Source organism: Nitratidesulfovibrio sp. (assembly GCF_040373385.1).
Taxonomy (GTDB): domain Bacteria; phylum Desulfobacterota; class Desulfovibrionia; order Desulfovibrionales; family Desulfovibrionaceae; genus Cupidesulfovibrio.
Window position 1 is genome coordinate 12,872 of sequence record NZ_JBDXXH010000005.1, and the last position, 15,275, is coordinate 28,146.

13 protein-coding genes and 1 tRNA gene are annotated in these 15,275 nt (G+C 66.6%); 6 read left to right on the plus strand and 8 right to left on the minus strand.

Annotated features, from left to right (window positions below; translation table 11 throughout):
• Positions 1-130: 130 nt before the first annotated feature.
• From ABWO17_RS10410 to ABWO17_RS10430, 5 genes are all read right to left on the minus strand, one after another.
• The gene (locus ABWO17_RS10410) at positions 131-1,195 is read right to left on the minus strand and encodes an N-acetylneuraminate synthase family protein (protein ID WP_353118264.1); all 1,065 of its coding nucleotides are present in this window, start codon (positions 1,193-1,195) and stop codon (positions 131-133) included.
• A 233-nt stretch (positions 1,196-1,428) separates the two neighbouring features.
• Positions 1,429-2,124 carry a cytidylyltransferase domain-containing protein gene (locus ABWO17_RS10415; protein WP_353118266.1) on the minus strand — a complete coding sequence of 232 codons (696 nt, stop codon included), beginning with the start codon at positions 2,122-2,124 and terminating at the stop codon, positions 1,429-1,431.
• On the minus strand, positions 2,121-4,070 hold the full coding sequence (locus ABWO17_RS10420) for a cytidylyltransferase domain-containing protein (protein WP_353118268.1): 1,950 nt from the start codon (positions 4,068-4,070) through the stop codon (positions 2,121-2,123). The genes ABWO17_RS10415 and ABWO17_RS10420 overlap by 4 nt, the downstream gene beginning before the upstream one ends.
• Before the next feature lie 7 nt (positions 4,071-4,077).
• Positions 4,078-5,259 carry a DegT/DnrJ/EryC1/StrS family aminotransferase gene (locus tag ABWO17_RS10425; protein ID WP_353118270.1) on the minus strand — a complete coding sequence of 394 codons (1,182 nt, stop codon included), beginning with the start codon at positions 5,257-5,259 and terminating at the stop codon, positions 4,078-4,080.
• Between the two features lie 342 nt (positions 5,260-5,601).
• Complete coding sequence (locus ABWO17_RS10430) at positions 5,602-6,678, minus strand: iron-containing alcohol dehydrogenase family protein (protein ID WP_353118272.1); 1,077 nt, start codon at positions 6,676-6,678, stop codon at positions 5,602-5,604.
• A 448-nt stretch (positions 6,679-7,126) separates the two neighbouring features.
• Between ABWO17_RS10430 and ABWO17_RS10435 the strand changes: the two genes are divergently transcribed.
• Together ABWO17_RS10435 and ABWO17_RS10440 are read left to right on the plus strand one after the other, a co-directional pair.
• Positions 7,127-7,606, plus strand: a complete 480-nt coding sequence (locus tag ABWO17_RS10435) for a YbaY family lipoprotein (RefSeq protein ID WP_353118274.1) — start codon at positions 7,127-7,129, stop codon at positions 7,604-7,606.
• A complete protein-coding gene (locus ABWO17_RS10440) occupies positions 7,603-8,265 on the plus strand; it encodes a DNA-3-methyladenine glycosylase I (RefSeq protein WP_353118276.1) in 663 nt (220 codons plus the stop codon). The genes ABWO17_RS10435 and ABWO17_RS10440 overlap by 4 nt, the downstream gene beginning before the upstream one ends.
• 126 nt (positions 8,266-8,391) lie before the next feature.
• Here the strand turns inward: ABWO17_RS10440 and ABWO17_RS10445 are convergent, their stop codons facing one another.
• Entirely contained in the window at positions 8,392-9,378 is a 987-nt protein-coding gene (locus tag ABWO17_RS10445) for a glycosyltransferase (protein ID WP_353118278.1), read from the minus strand.
• 273 nt (positions 9,379-9,651) lie between these two features.
• On the opposite strand from ABWO17_RS10445, the gene ABWO17_RS10450 reads away from it, so the two are divergent.
• Entirely contained in the window at positions 9,652-9,975 is a 324-nt protein-coding gene (locus ABWO17_RS10450) for an IscA/HesB family protein (RefSeq protein ID WP_353118280.1), read from the plus strand.
• Positions 9,976-10,402: 427 nt separating this feature from the next.
• The gene (locus tag ABWO17_RS10455; protein WP_353118282.1) at positions 10,403-10,972 is read left to right on the plus strand and encodes an LOG family protein; all 570 of its coding nucleotides are present in this window, start codon (positions 10,403-10,405) and stop codon (positions 10,970-10,972) included.
• 245 nt (positions 10,973-11,217) lie between these two features.
• Here the strand turns inward: ABWO17_RS10455 and ABWO17_RS10460 are convergent, their stop codons facing one another.
• A complete protein-coding gene (locus tag ABWO17_RS10460) occupies positions 11,218-11,562 on the minus strand; it encodes a PilZ domain-containing protein (RefSeq protein ID WP_353118284.1) in 345 nt (114 codons plus the stop codon).
• A 418-nt stretch (positions 11,563-11,980) separates the two neighbouring features.
• Positions 11,981-12,056: transfer RNA gene (locus ABWO17_RS10465), tRNA-Thr, on the minus strand.
• Between the two features lie 604 nt (positions 12,057-12,660).
• On the opposite strand from ABWO17_RS10465, the gene ilvB reads away from it, so the two are divergent.
• Together ilvB and ilvN are read left to right on the plus strand one after the other, a co-directional pair.
• Positions 12,661-14,520, plus strand: a complete 1,860-nt coding sequence (gene ilvB / locus ABWO17_RS10470) for an acetolactate synthase large subunit (protein ID WP_353118286.1) — start codon at positions 12,661-12,663, stop codon at positions 14,518-14,520.
• 109 nt (positions 14,521-14,629) lie between these two features.
• Complete coding sequence (gene ilvN, locus ABWO17_RS10475; RefSeq protein WP_353118616.1) at positions 14,630-14,956, plus strand: acetolactate synthase small subunit; 327 nt, start codon at positions 14,630-14,632, stop codon at positions 14,954-14,956.
• Positions 14,957-15,275 lie beyond the last annotated feature (319 nt).

Below are 15,275 nucleotides of genomic sequence, written 5' to 3' on the forward strand. Positions count from 1 at the left end.
GCGGTCAGTGCGTTATGCGGTATGCGGAAGGCGTCTGGTCAGTGATCGGAAAGGCTCCGGTTGCGCAGCGGTCATGCGTCCGTTTTGCGCCGGGGGATGCCCGGCATGCACCCGGCTGTCCGTCCGCCGGTTATTCCAGATGGCTCCACTGGAGCACGGTGTCTTCCTCAATGTCGGCGCGGGCGCGCTTGCCGAGCACCGCGTCGATTTCGCGCGGGCTCACGCCGTGGGCCGGGCGCTTCCAGGTCAGGTCGTCGCGGGTGATCACGGTGCCTGCGGCAATGGGCCGCGCCGCCACCAGGCTGCGCCGGGCGTTGCGCCGGGCCGGGGCTTCGGATTCCAGCGCGGAGATGGTGAACGGCCCCACCATGGGCAGGATGCGGTCGAGCGAGGCGTTGAAGTGCGCCAGATCGTCCTTGTCCATGGCGTGGTAGTGGTCGTTGCCGGGCAGGGTCTTGTCGTGGGTGAAGTGCTTTTCAAGGATGCGCGCGCCGAGCAGGGTGGCCACTTCCAGCACCTTCATGTCGCGGGGCAGGGTGTGGTCCGAGTAGCCGATGACATGCTGCGGAAAGTGCTGGCGCAGCGCCGGAATCATGCCCAGCGCGGCGTTCACGTCGTCCGTGGGGTAGTTCAGCACGCAGTGCAGCAGGGCCAGCGGGTTGCCCTTGGCCTCTATCCACTCCACGGCCTCGGCGATCTCGTGCAGGTGCGCCGCGCCCGTGGACAGGATGATGGGCTTGCCGAACCCGCACAGGAACTCGATGAACGGCTTGTTGGTGATGTCCGACGACGAGATCTTGTACACGTCCATCATGTCGTTCAGAAACTTGGCCGACTCCACGTCGAACGGCGTGGACATGAATTCGATGCCCGCGCTGTCGCAGTGCTTCTTCAGCGCCTCGAACTCGCCCTTCCAGAACTTGTCGTGCCGGGTAAACAGCTCGAACTGGCTCTTGGTCGGCTCCTTGGTGGTGTCCCAGTAGGCCGGGGAATCCTTGGACGCCAGCGTGGACGCCTTGTACGTCTGGAACTTGATGGCGTGCGCGCCGCCCGCGCAGGCCTCGTCCACCAGACGCCGGGCAATGTCCATGCTGCCCTCGTGGTTCACGCCCGCTTCGGCAATGATGTACGGACGCTGGATGCCCGCGCTGCGTGCGCATACAGGCTTGGTGCTGAATATTTCGGTCAGGCGCATGGTCGTGCTCCTTGTGAAATGACTGGTGGTGGGAACGAAACTTGTGGGTGGGAGAGTAACCGGGGAGGGGACCCTTTGGAAAGGGTCTCCCTCCCCGGACCCCTCCCCCCCAAACTTTTTATTGGGGGTGGGGATACGGGGAAGGTTTGCGCAGTGAATACCCTATAAAAAGGGGTCAAGGGGGTGTGCCCCCTTGCGGGGTGCAGGGGCAGCGCCCCTGCATTCTTGTGGCATTACCCCTTGGGCGGAAAAAGGGCCGCGATCTCCTCGGGGGTGATGTCCGGGTGGATATCCAGCAGTGCGAGGGCGCGGTAGTCTTCGGGGGTATCCATGTCCAGCTTCAGGTCCGGGCGGCGCAGGGCCGGGTTGGCCGGGTCGAAGGTGCGGATGCGGTACTGGCCGGGGTTGTCCCAGATGTACGACAGGCAGTGCTCGCGGTGGGCGGGCAGGGTGGCCTTGGCCGCTATGTCGGCCAGCAGCGCGTAGGACAGGGTTTCCGCGCCGAGGCCGTCGGGGTAGCTGTTGCCACGCGGAATGTGGTTGTATGCGTAGTCGCAGGCCCCGGCGGCGTTTTCGCTGCGCCAGAAGCGGATAAGGTCGTCGATGGCCGGTCCCCAGATCAGCGGGTTGTCGGCGCAGATGCGCACCACCTGCTCCGCGCCGTGGGCGGCACCGGCCAGGCGGAAGCGTTCCAGCACGTCGTCTTCCGGCCCGCGGAACACGGACACGCCCTGCCGCGACAGGTGGTATTCCAGCACGTCGTTCTCGGGTCGGTCGGAAGTGGCCACGACCACCTCGTCGATGAGCTGCGCCTTGCGGGTGCGGCGCACCACCCAGTCGATGACGGGCAGGCCGTGCAGCGAGAGCATGGTCTTGCAGGGCAGGCGGGTGGACCCAAGGCGGGCCTGGATGAGGGCGACGGTTCTCATGCGGAGTCTCCGTGGGGTGAGCCTGCTGCGTCTGACGCCACGGGCGCACCCGAAAGCGGGGAGTCGGGGGAATTGGAGGATGCGCCGGTGGCGGCCACGTTCCCTTCGACGGACGGAGATTGCTCGATGAGCGCGCTGCGCAGGTCGAAGTCCGGGCCAAAGGGCAATTCGTCGATGTACGACGGCCTGCGCGGCGTGGCACCGCCTTGCGCGGGGGCCAGCAGCGCGCCGATGCGCGCCACCACCCCGGCCTTGTTGCGGGTAAAGTCCAGCCGCTGCATGCGCTGGTGCAGGGTGCGGCGAAAGTCTTCGTCCAGCATGCGCGTGAAGGCCCGGCGCAGCGCCCCTTCGCGGAAGGGATGCATGACGCCGAGGTAGGCGAAGCCGTTGCGGGCACGGGCAAAGGTGTGGCGCGCCTCGCGTTCGTGATGGGCCATGACGATGGCGGGCACGCGCATGTGCGCCAGTTCGTACACGGTGCGCCCGGCGGAACAGATGGCGATGTCCGCCCCTTCCATCTTGCGCGACATGACGTTGGTGGCGTGGGTGAATTCCACCAGCGGCGAGTTCAGGGCGTCCACGTGTGCCTGCATGGCCTCGCGGTGGGCGTAGCCCGGCCCGGCCACGATGCTGATGGCGATGCCCCGCTCGCGGCACAGGGGTTCTATGATGTTCAGGGTGCGCCGGGTGAAGTCGGAATGGTCGGTGCCGCCAAAGGTGACCAGCACCCGCCGGGGCCGGGGCCGGAACGGGTTGCGTTCGCCAGCGATGAATTCGTCGCGCAGGCAGAAGTAACGGTGGCCGTAGAGCAGGCGCGGGTCTTCGTGCTTTTCCTCGTACAGGGCGTTGACCACAAGGTCGGCGTGGGATGCGCCGGGGCCTTCGTCCTCGAAGTTCACGGTGCGCACCCCGGCGGCCTTCAGGCGCAGCATGTAGTCCGCGTCGGTGTCCAGAATGTCGTTGACCACCAGGTCCGGCGCCAGGCGCAGCACGTCTTGAGCGAGCCCGGAGGCGAGCCCGGGTGCGAGTCCGGGGCCAAGGTCGTCGGCGTGCTGGATGTAGGTGCGGTAGTCGCGCGCGGCGATGTTCTTCACCGCCAGTTCGCTGTCGCGGGTGCACAGGAAGGTGATCTTGTGGTCGGAAATCTCGTGGGCCAGCATCAGGGCGCGGAACACGTGCCCCATGCCGATGGCCGGGTACCCCGCCACCACGAACACGATGTGCCGCCGCTCCAGCAGCTTTTCGCACAGCCACCAGTCCTGGTAGCTGTTGATCTCGATGGCCCGGTCGTTGAGGAAATAGGGCATCACCCGCGCGGTGGCGCCGGGGGCAAGGGCGGTTGCGCGCAGCATGACCAGCGCCTTGCTTTCCACGTAGACTTCGCGGCTGGGGGAGGGGCGGGTGCCGGAGGAATGGTCCGGCATGGTGGCGTCCACGTCGGCCCCCTCATCCGGCCTGTCATCCGCCCCATCTTCCGGACCTTCATCCGCCAGAATGGCGTCCAGGCTTCCGTCGCGCTTTTCCCACACCCGCTGGCGGATGCTTTTCACCGTCACCAGCACGTCCGCGCCCTCGTTCCGGAAGCGGTCGAAGGCGTCGTCGATGTCGTGTCCGGTCAGCAGCGGGCAACTGGCCCGGTAGATGACCAGGTACGGGTAGGTGGCGGCCAGTTCTTCCAGCACGCCGCGCAGTTCGCGCACGATGTCCAGCGAGGTGAAGCGCAGCGCGGCGTTGTAGTGGTGGCGCACACCGTTGCGTTCGCAGACCAGGGCGATTTCCTGGCTGTCGGTGACCACCACGATGTCCGCCGCCTCTGCCACGGACCGGGCCGTGTCGATGGCGCGCTGGATCAGGGTCACCCCGGCCAGCCGTTTTACCAGCTGGTCGGGGATGACCGCGTTTTTCTTGATGGCGGGAATGACGATGCAGCGCCGGGGGGCGGTCATGGTGCCGCTAACCCTTGCGCAGCCCGTCGAGCACGTCTTTGGTGGCGGCGAGCATGTAGTCGAATTCCGTCTCGGTCAGCCAGTGCTGGAACGGGAAGGAGATCATGTTGTCGAAGAACGTGTCGGCATTGGGGCAGTCCGCCGCGCCGTAACCCAGGCGCTGGTAGAACGGGTAGCGGTTCAGCGGGTAGTACTGCACCACGCACTTCACGCCCTTGTCGTTGAACATGGTGCGGATGAACGCATCGCGGTTGCCGTTCGTCATGCGCGCGGCCAGCAGGTGGTAGTTGTGCCGGGTGGTGTCCACCCGGTGAAACTCCAGCTCCGGATAGTCGGCCAGCGCATCGATGAAGCGCACGGCGCGTTCGCGCTTTTCCGCGTTGATGCGGTCGATGCGCTCCAACTGCTTGATGCCCAGCGCGCACTCGATCTCGCCGATGCAGTAGTTGTTGGGCCACAGCATTTCGCCGTCGATCATGGGCATGTCCACGTTGCCCATGGCAGGCACCCAGTAGTCGGGCCGCTCGTAGTCGAAGCCGCAGTGTCCGTTGTGGCGCAGCGCGGGCACCAGCTTGGCCAGTTCCGGATCCTGCACCACCAGCATGCCGCCCTCGCCCAGGGTCGTCAGGTTCTTGTGCGAGTGGAAGGAATAGATGGCGAAGTCGCCGAAGCTGCCGGACATCTTGCCGTCCACGTCCGCGCCGATGGACTGGGCCGTGTCCTCCACCACCAGGATGCCGCGCGAGCGCGCCAGTTCCATGATGGCGGGCATGTCCGCCACGTAGCCGTACAAATGCACCACCACGATGGCCTTCGTGCGCGGGGTGAGCACCTTTTCGATGCTTTCCGCCGACACCACGCGGGTCTTCAGATCTATGTCCGCCCACACCGGCTTCGCGCCCTTCTTCAGGAACGGATACGCCGACGCCGTGAACGTGTGCGAGGGAATGACCACCTCGTCGCCCGGCTTGAACCGGCACAGCTGCGCCGAAAGCTCCAACGCCGACACCCCGTTCATCACCGCAAAGCAGTGCTCCACGCCCAGGTAGTCCGCAAACTTGCGCTGGAACTCCTGCATGTACCGGCCCTGGGTCAGGGTCTCGGCAGTGCGCATGGCCTCGGCCACCACGGCAATCTCGTCCTCCGTATAGTAGAGGGCGCGGCCGCTGAAATTCACCTTGATATCCATCTGTCCATGCTCCTGCAACGCAGCATCAAGAGTGTGTGGGGCTCCGCCCCACGCCCCGCAAGGGGTCCGTGACCCCTTGACCCCTTATGCCTGTTTGCATCGCACTGCGTGCGCTTCAAACAGGATGTGGGGCAGGACTGATGCTGTGGTTGCTACCTGATCGTGATGTGCTGCGTTTGCCGCCCTGCGTAGGCGGCCCCACAATGAAAAGTTTTGGGGGGAGGGGTCCGGGGAGGGAGACCCTTTTGCCTCAGCCGTTAGGTGAGCGCAGAGCGCGAACCTTACGGATGAGGACCGCAAAGCGTCAAAAGGTCCCCTCCCCGGTAGAAATCCTTCCCGGCCTTACATCGCCTTGAACAGCGAGATGACCTTCTCGTCGGTGAGGATCTTGCGGAAGTCGGGGCCGAGGGCGTTGGTGAGCGGCTTTTCGTGCACCACGGACGAGGCCACCAGGGCCTTCATCTGGTCGTCGGAAAGGTTGGCGCACAGGCCCTTGGGCAGGTTGACGCCCTGGCGTTCGATCATCTTCACGTAGTTGGGGTAGTCTTCGGGGTAGAAGTCGCCCAGCACGCTGAGGGCGTAGCAGTTGGCGATGCCGTGGTGGGTGTGCAGCACCACGGAGAGGCCTGCGGAGATGGGGTGGATGACGCCCACGTTACCGGCGCTCATGCCGCCGAGGTACGAGGCGATCATCATCTTTTCCAGGTTTTCCTCGGCCATCATGTCGTCGGACAGAAAGATTTCCTCGCACATGTGCACGGCCTTCTGGGCCAGGGCATCGACGATGACGTTGCGGTAGCTGCCCCGCAGCGATTCGATGCAGTGCATGTAGGTGTCCATGCCGGTGTAGAAATACTGGTCGCGCGGCACGGTGCGGGTCAGTTCCGGGTCCAGCAGCAACTGGTCGTACATGGTCAGGTCGCTGTTCATGCCCAGCTTGATGCCGCGCTTGGCGTTCAGCAGCACGCAGGTGCGCGAGCATTCCGCGCCGGTGCCGGACAGGGTGGGCACGCCGATCTTGTGCGGGGCGGGGTTCTTGACGAGGTCCCAGCCCTGGTAGTCCGCGGCCTGGCCGGGGTTGGTGAGCATGTTGGCCACGGCCTTGCCCACGTCCAGGGTGGCGCCGCCGCCAATGGCCACGACGGTGCAGGGCAGGCGGTTGTCATGGGCGCGCGTGGCGGCGGCAAAGTCGTCGATCTGCTCGGTGGTGGGTTCGTTGGTGGTGTCCACGAACAGCACGAGGTCGCCGTCCTTCTTGGGCAGGCGGCCTTCCAGCTCGCGCCCCCGGAAGAAGTGGTCCATGAAGAACACGGCGGGACCGGCCACGGCAGCGCGGCGCGCGTCCACAAGGTCGCCCAGCTGGGCAAAGGAACCCTTGCCGAGGATGTAGAAGGGAACATTCTTGGTATTGCGGTACATGGTGGTCTCCTGGGGGTTGTGCGGAAGGTGCGCCGCGCTGCGCATTCTAGGCGCATTCGCGGGGGCGGGCAAGATGTCCGGAAATATGTGGAACAGGCGTCTGGCTGGGGAAATGCCCCGGCGGCGCGGCGTACGTATGGGACAGCCCTGGCGGGCCGACGTGCGTAAAGGACCGGCCCGGCGGACCGGGAACGCGGAGAAGGCAGGACAGTGCGGGGGTATGCATGGGGGTGGCCGGCGATGCCGGGCGGGGTGTGGCCGCGTGCTGCCGCCGGGGGTGCCCGACGGAACGGAGTGGATGGGACTCGCGACGGATGCAGCAGTAAGGATTCGGCGTGCCAAAGTCAATGGGAAAGCGGCCGGTGCGCCGCACAATGCTGGCCTTGGCCGCGCGGGTATGGCAGGGGAGTGGTGGCATGGAGCATTCAACAGTCATTGGGGAGGATGCATGAACGACGACGGCAAGATCATGACCCGGCGAAATGCAACCGCCGGGCGCGGGCTTTCGGTGCTGGTGGCGCTGCTGGTGCTTGCGGCACTGCTGGCCGGGTGCAGCCAGAAACTGCAACTGTATCGGCCCGGTTCACTGGCCATGGTGACGGGTACGGTAACCTTTCGTCAGCGCATTCTGCTGCCGCTTTCGGTGCAGGGCGAGGTGCGCCTGCTGGACGTGACCGATGGCGGAGAAGGGGTGGAGCTGGCCCGCGTGGAACTGGCCGCGCCGGTGCGGGTGCCCGCACCGTTCCGCATCGATTTCGATGCCGCGCGCATCGATCAGCGCCGCAACTACGTGGTCGAAGCCACCCTGTTCGAGCCGGGCACGGGCGGCGGACCGGGCCGGGTGTGGTTTCGCACGTCGGCACCGCAGTACGTGCTGACGCACGGCAACCCGGTCTATCTGGATATGGTGCTGGAGATGACGCGATGAGCGCAGGTGTGCCGGAAGAACAAGACGGCGTGTCCGGCGCTCTGAAGGTCGGCGTGTCCGGCGTTCTGAAGGCCGGTGTCACCCGCTGCCCGTGGGCGCGCGCGCCGGAGGAAATCGCCTACCACGACACCGAGTGGGGCGTGCCCGTGCGCGACGACCGCATCCACTTCGAATTCCTGGTGCTGGAAGCGGCACAGGCCGGGCTTTCGTGGCTGACCATCCTGCGCAAGCGCGAAGGCTACCGCCGTCTGTTCGCCGATTTCGATCCCACCGTGGTGGCTCGGTACACCCAGGCAGACGTGGAACGGCTGCTGGGCGATGCCGCCATCGTGCGTAACCGCCTGAAGGTGGAGTCCGCCGTGCACAACGCCCGGCTGTTCCTGGACGTGCAGGCCCGCCACGGCAGCTTCGATGCGTTCATCTGGAACTTCGTGGACGGTCGCCCGGTGTGCAACCAGTGGCGCGAGCTTGCGCAGGTGCCCGCAACCACGCCGCTGTCGGACACGGTGTCCAGGGAATTGAAGCGGCTGGGCTTCAAATTCGTGGGGTCCACGGTCATCTATGCCCATTTGCAGGCCACGGGGCTGGTCAACGATCATCTGACCAGTTGCTTTCGCCATGCCGAGGTGGCGGCGGAGCGCAGGGGCCACATGGAATAGACGGGTAAGGACTGGCCCCGCGTTCGCGGGAAGGGGAGTCCTGCGTCCGTGGAATGGTGCGGGATGGTGCAGGATGGTGCGGGGCGTGGGGGCCTGTTGCCGAGTCGTGTTGGCCTGTTGCCGGGGCTAGGGCTGACCTGTTGCCGGAGGGGCCGGGGGCTGGTGGTGCAGGCGCACTTCCGCTGCCGTGGCCGTCAGGGCGGCGACAAAGTCCTCGCTGCCAAGGGCGCTGGCGAACATGGCGTCGGGCAGGGCGCCGATGGCGCGGGCGCAAGCGGTGACGACCTTCTTGCGCAGCATGAAGTGGGGATTGATGGAGAACTTCACGTCGTAGCCGTTGATGGCGGGCAGGTACCGCCGGGGGCAGTGCAGTTCCAGAATGCCGTGTTCGTACAGGTAGCAGTACAGCGCAAACTTGTTGATGCCCGTGCGCGGCACAAGGTTCTTGCGGCGTTGGGCGCTCTTGTAGCTGTTGTAGTCCGCCTGGGTGCTGGGCGGCGTGCCGAGGTCGCGTATCCGGCCCTCCGATGCGTAGCAGACCAGCAGAAAGCGCGCCAGTTTGGCCCGGTGCGAGTAGTCGGCGTCCTCCTCGCCATACAGGCCGTAATCCTCGTTCCAGTAACCGAGAATGTTGAACACGTCGCGCGCGATGGCGGTGGCCGAGCCCGTCAGGCTGCGCCGGGTGGCGGTGACCGTCCGCCCGCTTCCAAGGGTGACATCGTACAGCGCCGCTTTCGGCGCGCCGAGCCGTGGCCCCAGAAAGGCCACCTCCGGATCGGCCGACCACAGGTCGAGGATGTCGAGAATCCACCGGGGGTCGGTCACCTCGATGTCGTTGTCCAGCTTCATGTACAGCGGCGTCGGACACACATCGAACCCGAAGTTGGACGCGCACGAGACCCCCATGTTCTTGCGCAACAGGCACAGGTGGTCAATGACACCGTGTTCGTGCAGCTTCACGAGAAATTCGCGCGTGCCATCCGTCGAACAGTTGTCCACCACGGTAATCCTGGACGGTACGTGCACATGCCTTTTCAAGGAAAAAATGCAGCGCTTCGTCAACTCCAGGCGATTGAACGTGGGGATGGTGAAATTGACGGCGGGGGATTCCATCGCTGCTCCGTGGGGGCGTTGCCCACGCTGTCGTTGGTCCGGATGCCGGTCCCGCGCCGCGCACGTGCGTGACCGCGCAGGGGGATTTCTGGACTCCTAACGCAGTGCGACAGTGCAGGCAATAGCATTACTCATATTCACGGGTTCTTGAGTGCCTGAACGCCACCCGCCCGGCCCGACCCTGGGGGGAGCGTCTTGCCAGTGCGAAAATTGATGCCTATAATTATCAGTATCGTTTTTATCTATAGCAACACCAAGGAGTTAGTGGAATTTATGATTACGCTTACCGACCGTGCCCGCACGGAACTTGATGCCTATTTCTCCGACAAGGAACGCAGCCCCATTCGCATCTACCTGGCCCCCGGTGGGTGCAGCGGTCCGCGACTTGCGCTGGCCCTGGACGAACCCGGCGAGGAAGACAAGGTGTTCGAGCCCGGCGGCTACACCTTCTGCGTCAATGGCGCGCTGCTGGAACAGTCCGGTGCCATCAACATCGACCTTGGCTCCATGGGGTTTGCCGTGACCTCCGAAGTGCAGCTTGGCGGCGGTGGCGGTGGTTGCAGCGGGTGCGGGAGTTCCAGCAGCTGCTGCGGCTAAGGGGCTGACTGCAAACCGTCCTTTTTTTCTCATGGCGGCCTCGTGTTCCTTGCCAGCGGAAAAAAACGGGTTTGCAACGCTGAGCCTTCCGCATGGCCGGAGAACGAAAATCCCGACGCGCCAGCGCGCGGGATCACGCTTGTTTCTGCCTTGGCATGAAGAACATGCACGGGGCCGGATGTGACATCCGGCCCCGTGTTGTTGTTGCGGGGCAGCGAGAGAGTAGGCCCGCCAGGCGTACCGGCGGGCTCGCCGTCACTGCCTTGGGCCAACCGTCCATTCCGCCCTTGCACCCCGTGGCGCAGGGGAGTAGGTAACCGCCCTTGTGGGCGGGCGTGGGTGCGCCGCCCGGCGGAAACGTCACCGCATCGGACCATCACGGCATCGTCGCGACCAAGCGACAACGCGACAAACGAGGGCATTCGCCATGCGCAGCATCGCCGTGTATTGCGGCTCCAATTTCGGAAGGGGCGACGACTACCTGAAGGCCGCCGTTGCTCTGGGGCAGACCCTGGCGGCACAGTCCATCCGCCTGGTTTACGGTGGCACCACCAAGGGCCTCATGGGCGTGGTGGCCGACGCGGCCCTGCGCGCCGGGGGCGAGGTGCACGGCGTGATCACCGAAAAGCTGGTGGAGCGCGGGCAGTTGCATGAAGGCTTGAGCAGCCACGACGTGGTGCCCGACATGCGCAGCCGCAAGGCCCGCATGGCCCAGCTGGCCGAGGGCTTCGTGGCCATGCCCGGCGGCATCGGCACGCTGGAGGAACTGTTCGAGGTATGGGTGGAAGGCCAGCTCTACCCGCCCGCGCGGCCCATCGGCCTGCTGGACGTGGGCGGTTTCTACGGGCCGTTCTTCGGCATGATCGACCACATGATCGAGGAACGCTTCCTGCCCCAGGGGCACAAGGACATGGTCATGGCCCATGCGGACCCGGCCCGGCTGGTTTCCGCCATGCGCGCGTATACCCCGGTTACCGTGGAGAAGTGGGGGTTGTAGTCCCCGGCGCCCTGGCACCAGTCCGGCATTTCCAGCGCCCGGCAGGCCACCTGCCCGATGTTTGAGCGAGGCAGCCCGCCTGCGGGAAGGGCTGCGCAGTCCACGGCCCTGCCGCTCCCTCGGGGAAGCGGCAGGGCCGTCGCGCGTGGTAGTTGCCGTGGCGTGTGCGCGCAGCCCGGCAGGTGGGCCGCCGCGCGTGCGCGTACGCTGCGTTGCCGCCGGGTTCCGGCAATGCGGGGGCATCCTCAGCGGCAGTGGGCCATGGTGCGCCGCAGTTCTTCGCGGTCCGCGTTCAGGGGCGGTTCGAACTCCACCCCCATTTCGTTCCCCCGGTACCAGCGGGTGTGGTAGGGGATGTTTTGCAGGTGCCCCGGCTCGCCCATGGTGGCGTGCAGGTACATGCCCCTGCCCGCACCGCCCAGGTCCGCGCCGCCGCCGTACACCAGCAGGCGCGCTCCCCCGGTGCTCACGTCCAGCAGCCGTGCCCTGTACTCGTGCTCGCCATAGCGGATGCGGCACGGGTAGTCGTATTCGTCGGCTGCCAGATTGATGCGGAAATGTTCCCTGCGGTCATCGATGGGATCTTTCATGACGTCTCCCTCCGTGCTGAGGGGCCCGGTGCCGCGAAATGCGGCGCTCTTGCGCGCGTGACGGCGTGCCGACCTTGTCCGTGCTGCTGGCGCCAGTGCCGTGGCGAAGGCGGATGGTGGAGGAGGGTGAAGGCGCGGATCGGCAGGCGTTGCGGCCCGAACGGGGCAGGCCGGGGGAAGCGGAGAGGACGGGAACGCGCGAAGGCCACCGTGTAGTTGCATGGTATGACGTGTCGCGCGCGCGGGCAATGGTGCAGTCGTCACCGGAGGCGTGGCGGGCACAGGTTATCATGCCCGAAAGCCAAGCGCCTGCGGCATTTGACGGCGGGGTGTGGGGCGGCGTGGGGCGCAGGATGTCCGCGCCATGCTCCAGGGGGCCGAAACGAAGCCGGGCCGCCGGTTTCCCGGCGGCCCGAAATGGAGCCCTTGAGCAGGATTGAACTGCTGACCTCGTCCTTACCAAGGACGCACTCTACCGACTGAGCTACAAGGGCAAGGCTTTGCGTGGCTAGTGCCGCATGGCCGCGCGGGCACGAGCGGCCCGTCGCGTGCGGCGGACGGTTGACTAGCCTGTTTCGCCAGCGGCGTCAAGCCATGCGGGCCATGCGGGCCATGCGGGCCGTGCGGGCCGCCCGGCCCGCAGTGACCGGGAAAGGGGCGGAAGATTCCCCCCCCCCCCACACACACGGTCGCGGCGCGGGGGTATCACAAGGCGACCGTACTGAGGCTGGCGCCGCCCTGTACTGGTCGTGCAGTCAATCCATGTCTGTCTGCTTGACCTTGCACGCGGACTGATGCATATACTGCTGTACCCATAGTCTTCCAGGTTTCTTCGTGTCTCCAACGCAAGGACGATAGCCCCCATGCACAGCACCGCAGCCACCGCACTCCCGAACGCCACCGGCCTACTGGCCCCGGTATTCGTAGCGGTCGTCGTACGCGTAGTACGTCGCGTCGCGCCGTAGCCGGGGCAGGTCTCAGCAGCAGAGAACAGTCCAACCCCCGTCGGCGCGAGCCGGCGGGGGTTGTCGTTTTTCGCGATGCGGCGGAAATGGCGCACCCTCTCCCGGCCCCGCCCGGATACCAGAAGGAGCGCACATGCCAGCCCACACCCCGTCCCGTATCGCACCCGGCACCCCGCAAGACAGCGCATCCGGTGCTGCACCCACCCCCCGAAAACGCCAGCCGACCGGCGCGGACCTGGTCATCCGCCTGCTGGAGCGGCAGGGCATCGACGTCATCGCGGGCATCCCCGGCGGGGCCAACCTGCCCCTGTACGATGCCCTTGGCCGTGCCGGTTCCATCCGCCACGTGCTGGCCCGGCACGAGCAGGGCGCGGGCTTCATGGCCCAGGGCATGGCCCGCGTCACCGGGCGGCCCGCCGTGTTCTTCGCCACGTCCGGCCCCGGCGCCACCAACACCCTGACGGCCATCGCCGACGCCAAGCTCGATTCCGTGCCCGTGGTGTGCATCACCGGGCAGGTGCCGCTGAGTCTGGTGGGCAGTGACGCCTTTCAGGAGGTGGACATCTACGGCATGTCCATTCCCGTGACCAAGCACAACTTTCTGGTGCGGTCGGTGGAGGAACTGGCCGAGGTGATTCCCGCCGCCTTCCGCATCGCCGCGTCCGGTCGCCCCGGCCCGGTGCTGGTGGACATTCCCAAGAACGTGCAGATGGCCCCGGTGGACCCGTCGGTGTTCGACAACCCGCCGCAGCCGGGCCAGCCCGCGCCGCCCCCGGCGCCCGACCCGGCGGGCATCTCGCGCGCCGCCGCGCTGCTCAACGCGGCCAGACGCCCCATGCTCTATCTGGGCGGTGGTGTGGTGGCCTCCGGTGCGTCGGAGATGGCCGTACAGCTTGCCGAGCGGGCCGGGCTGCCCACGGTGATGACCCTGATGGCCCTGGGCGCCATGCCCGCCGGGCACCCCCTGTCGCTCGGCATGCTGGGCATGCACGCGGCGCGGCACACCAACCTGCTGCTGGCCGAATGCGACGTGCTGCTGGTGGCCGGGGCCCGCTTTGACGACCGGGCCGTGGGCAAGGCGGAGCGCTTCTGTCCCCAGGCCACCATCATCCACATCGACATCGACGAAAGCGAACTGGACAAGATCCTGCCGGTGCACTGCGGCATCACCGGCGACGTGGGGCTGGCCCTGGCCGAACTGCTGCCCCTGTTGCGCACCCGCGCGGAAACCGGGCGCGAGGCGTGGCTGACCCAGGTGGAGGAATGCCGCCGCCGCCACCCCTTCGTCATGCCCGGCGCGGACGACCCGCGCACGCCGTACGGCCTGATCCGCTGCGCCGCCGATGCCGTGGACCACGACGCCATCGTGGCCACCGACGTGGGCCAGCACCAGATGCGCACCGCCCAGGCCTATCCCCTGCGCGGTCCGCGCCGCTGGCTGACGTCCGGCGGCCTCGGCACCATGGGGTTTGGTTTGCCCGCCGCCATCGGCGCGGCGCTGGCCCGGCCCGAGGCCACGGTGCTGTGCTTCACCGGCGACGGCAGCCTGCAGATGAACATTCAGGAATTGGCCACCGCCGCAGAGGAAGGGGTGAACGTCAAGATACTGCTGGCGGACAACAACGCCCTGGGCCTGGTGCGCCAGCAGCAGGAACTGTTCTACGAGGGGCGGCTGGTGGCCAGCACGTACCGGCGCAAGGTGGATTTTGCGCGCATCGCCGAAGGGTTCGGCGTGCCCGCCGTGGACCTGGACGCCAGCGAACACCCCCTGCGCGACCTGGCCGATGCCCTGCGCGCGCCCGGGCCGTGCCTGATCCGGGTCACCGTGCCCGCCGACGCCAACGTGTACCCCATGGTGCCCCCCGGCGCGGACAACCTGCAAATGATCGGCGGCGAGCCGGAACCGGACGGCGCCACGCCTACCCTGTCGGAAGATGACGACGATTGCGACACCCATGCCGATGCCACCGGAGGCCACCATGTCCACGCCTGATATCGCCACGCGCGATCCGCAACATCTCTCGCCCAGTCCCGCCAGTCCCGCCAGTGCCGCCAGCCCCGCCAGTGCCGCCAGCCCCGCCAGTGCCGCCAGCCCCGCCAGGTTGATCAGCCCGGCGCCGGACGCCCGGCCGCTGGTGGCCCTGCGCCTGACCGTGAACAACCACCCCGGCGTCATGTCGCACGTGTGCGGGCTGTTCGCCCGGCGGGCCTTCAACGTGGAGGCCATCCTGTGCACGCCGGTGAACGGCGGCGAGGTAAGCCGCATCTGGCTGCTGGTGGCCGAGGATGAACGGCTGGAACAGATGGTGCGCCAGGTGCGCAAGCTGCACGACGTGCTGGACGTGCGCCGCCGTCCCGCCGGGGGCGAAGGGTTCGCCCGGCTGGCCGAGTGCATGGCCGCGTGGGAGCGCGAGACCGCCGGGCACTAGCCCCATTCCCGCATGCCGGGGAAAATGGCGCGTCCCGCCATGGCGGATGCCGTGGCGGGACGCGGGGGATATTGTGTAATCCTGACCTATTGCGGTGGGTGTGGGTGACTGGCCGGCCCCTGGGGCTGTTTATGAATCAGGATTTTCGTTCGTTGGCAAGGAAAACCAGCCTGCCATGAGGGAGTGCGGCAGCCGTTATGCGAGTCTTCGAGTATTACGGATGGCGACCGCAGCGCGCCCTTATCGTATTTGACCGAGCCTTAGCCGTTAGGCGAGCGCGTAGCGCGAGTCTTACGGATAAGGACAGCAGCGCTATGGC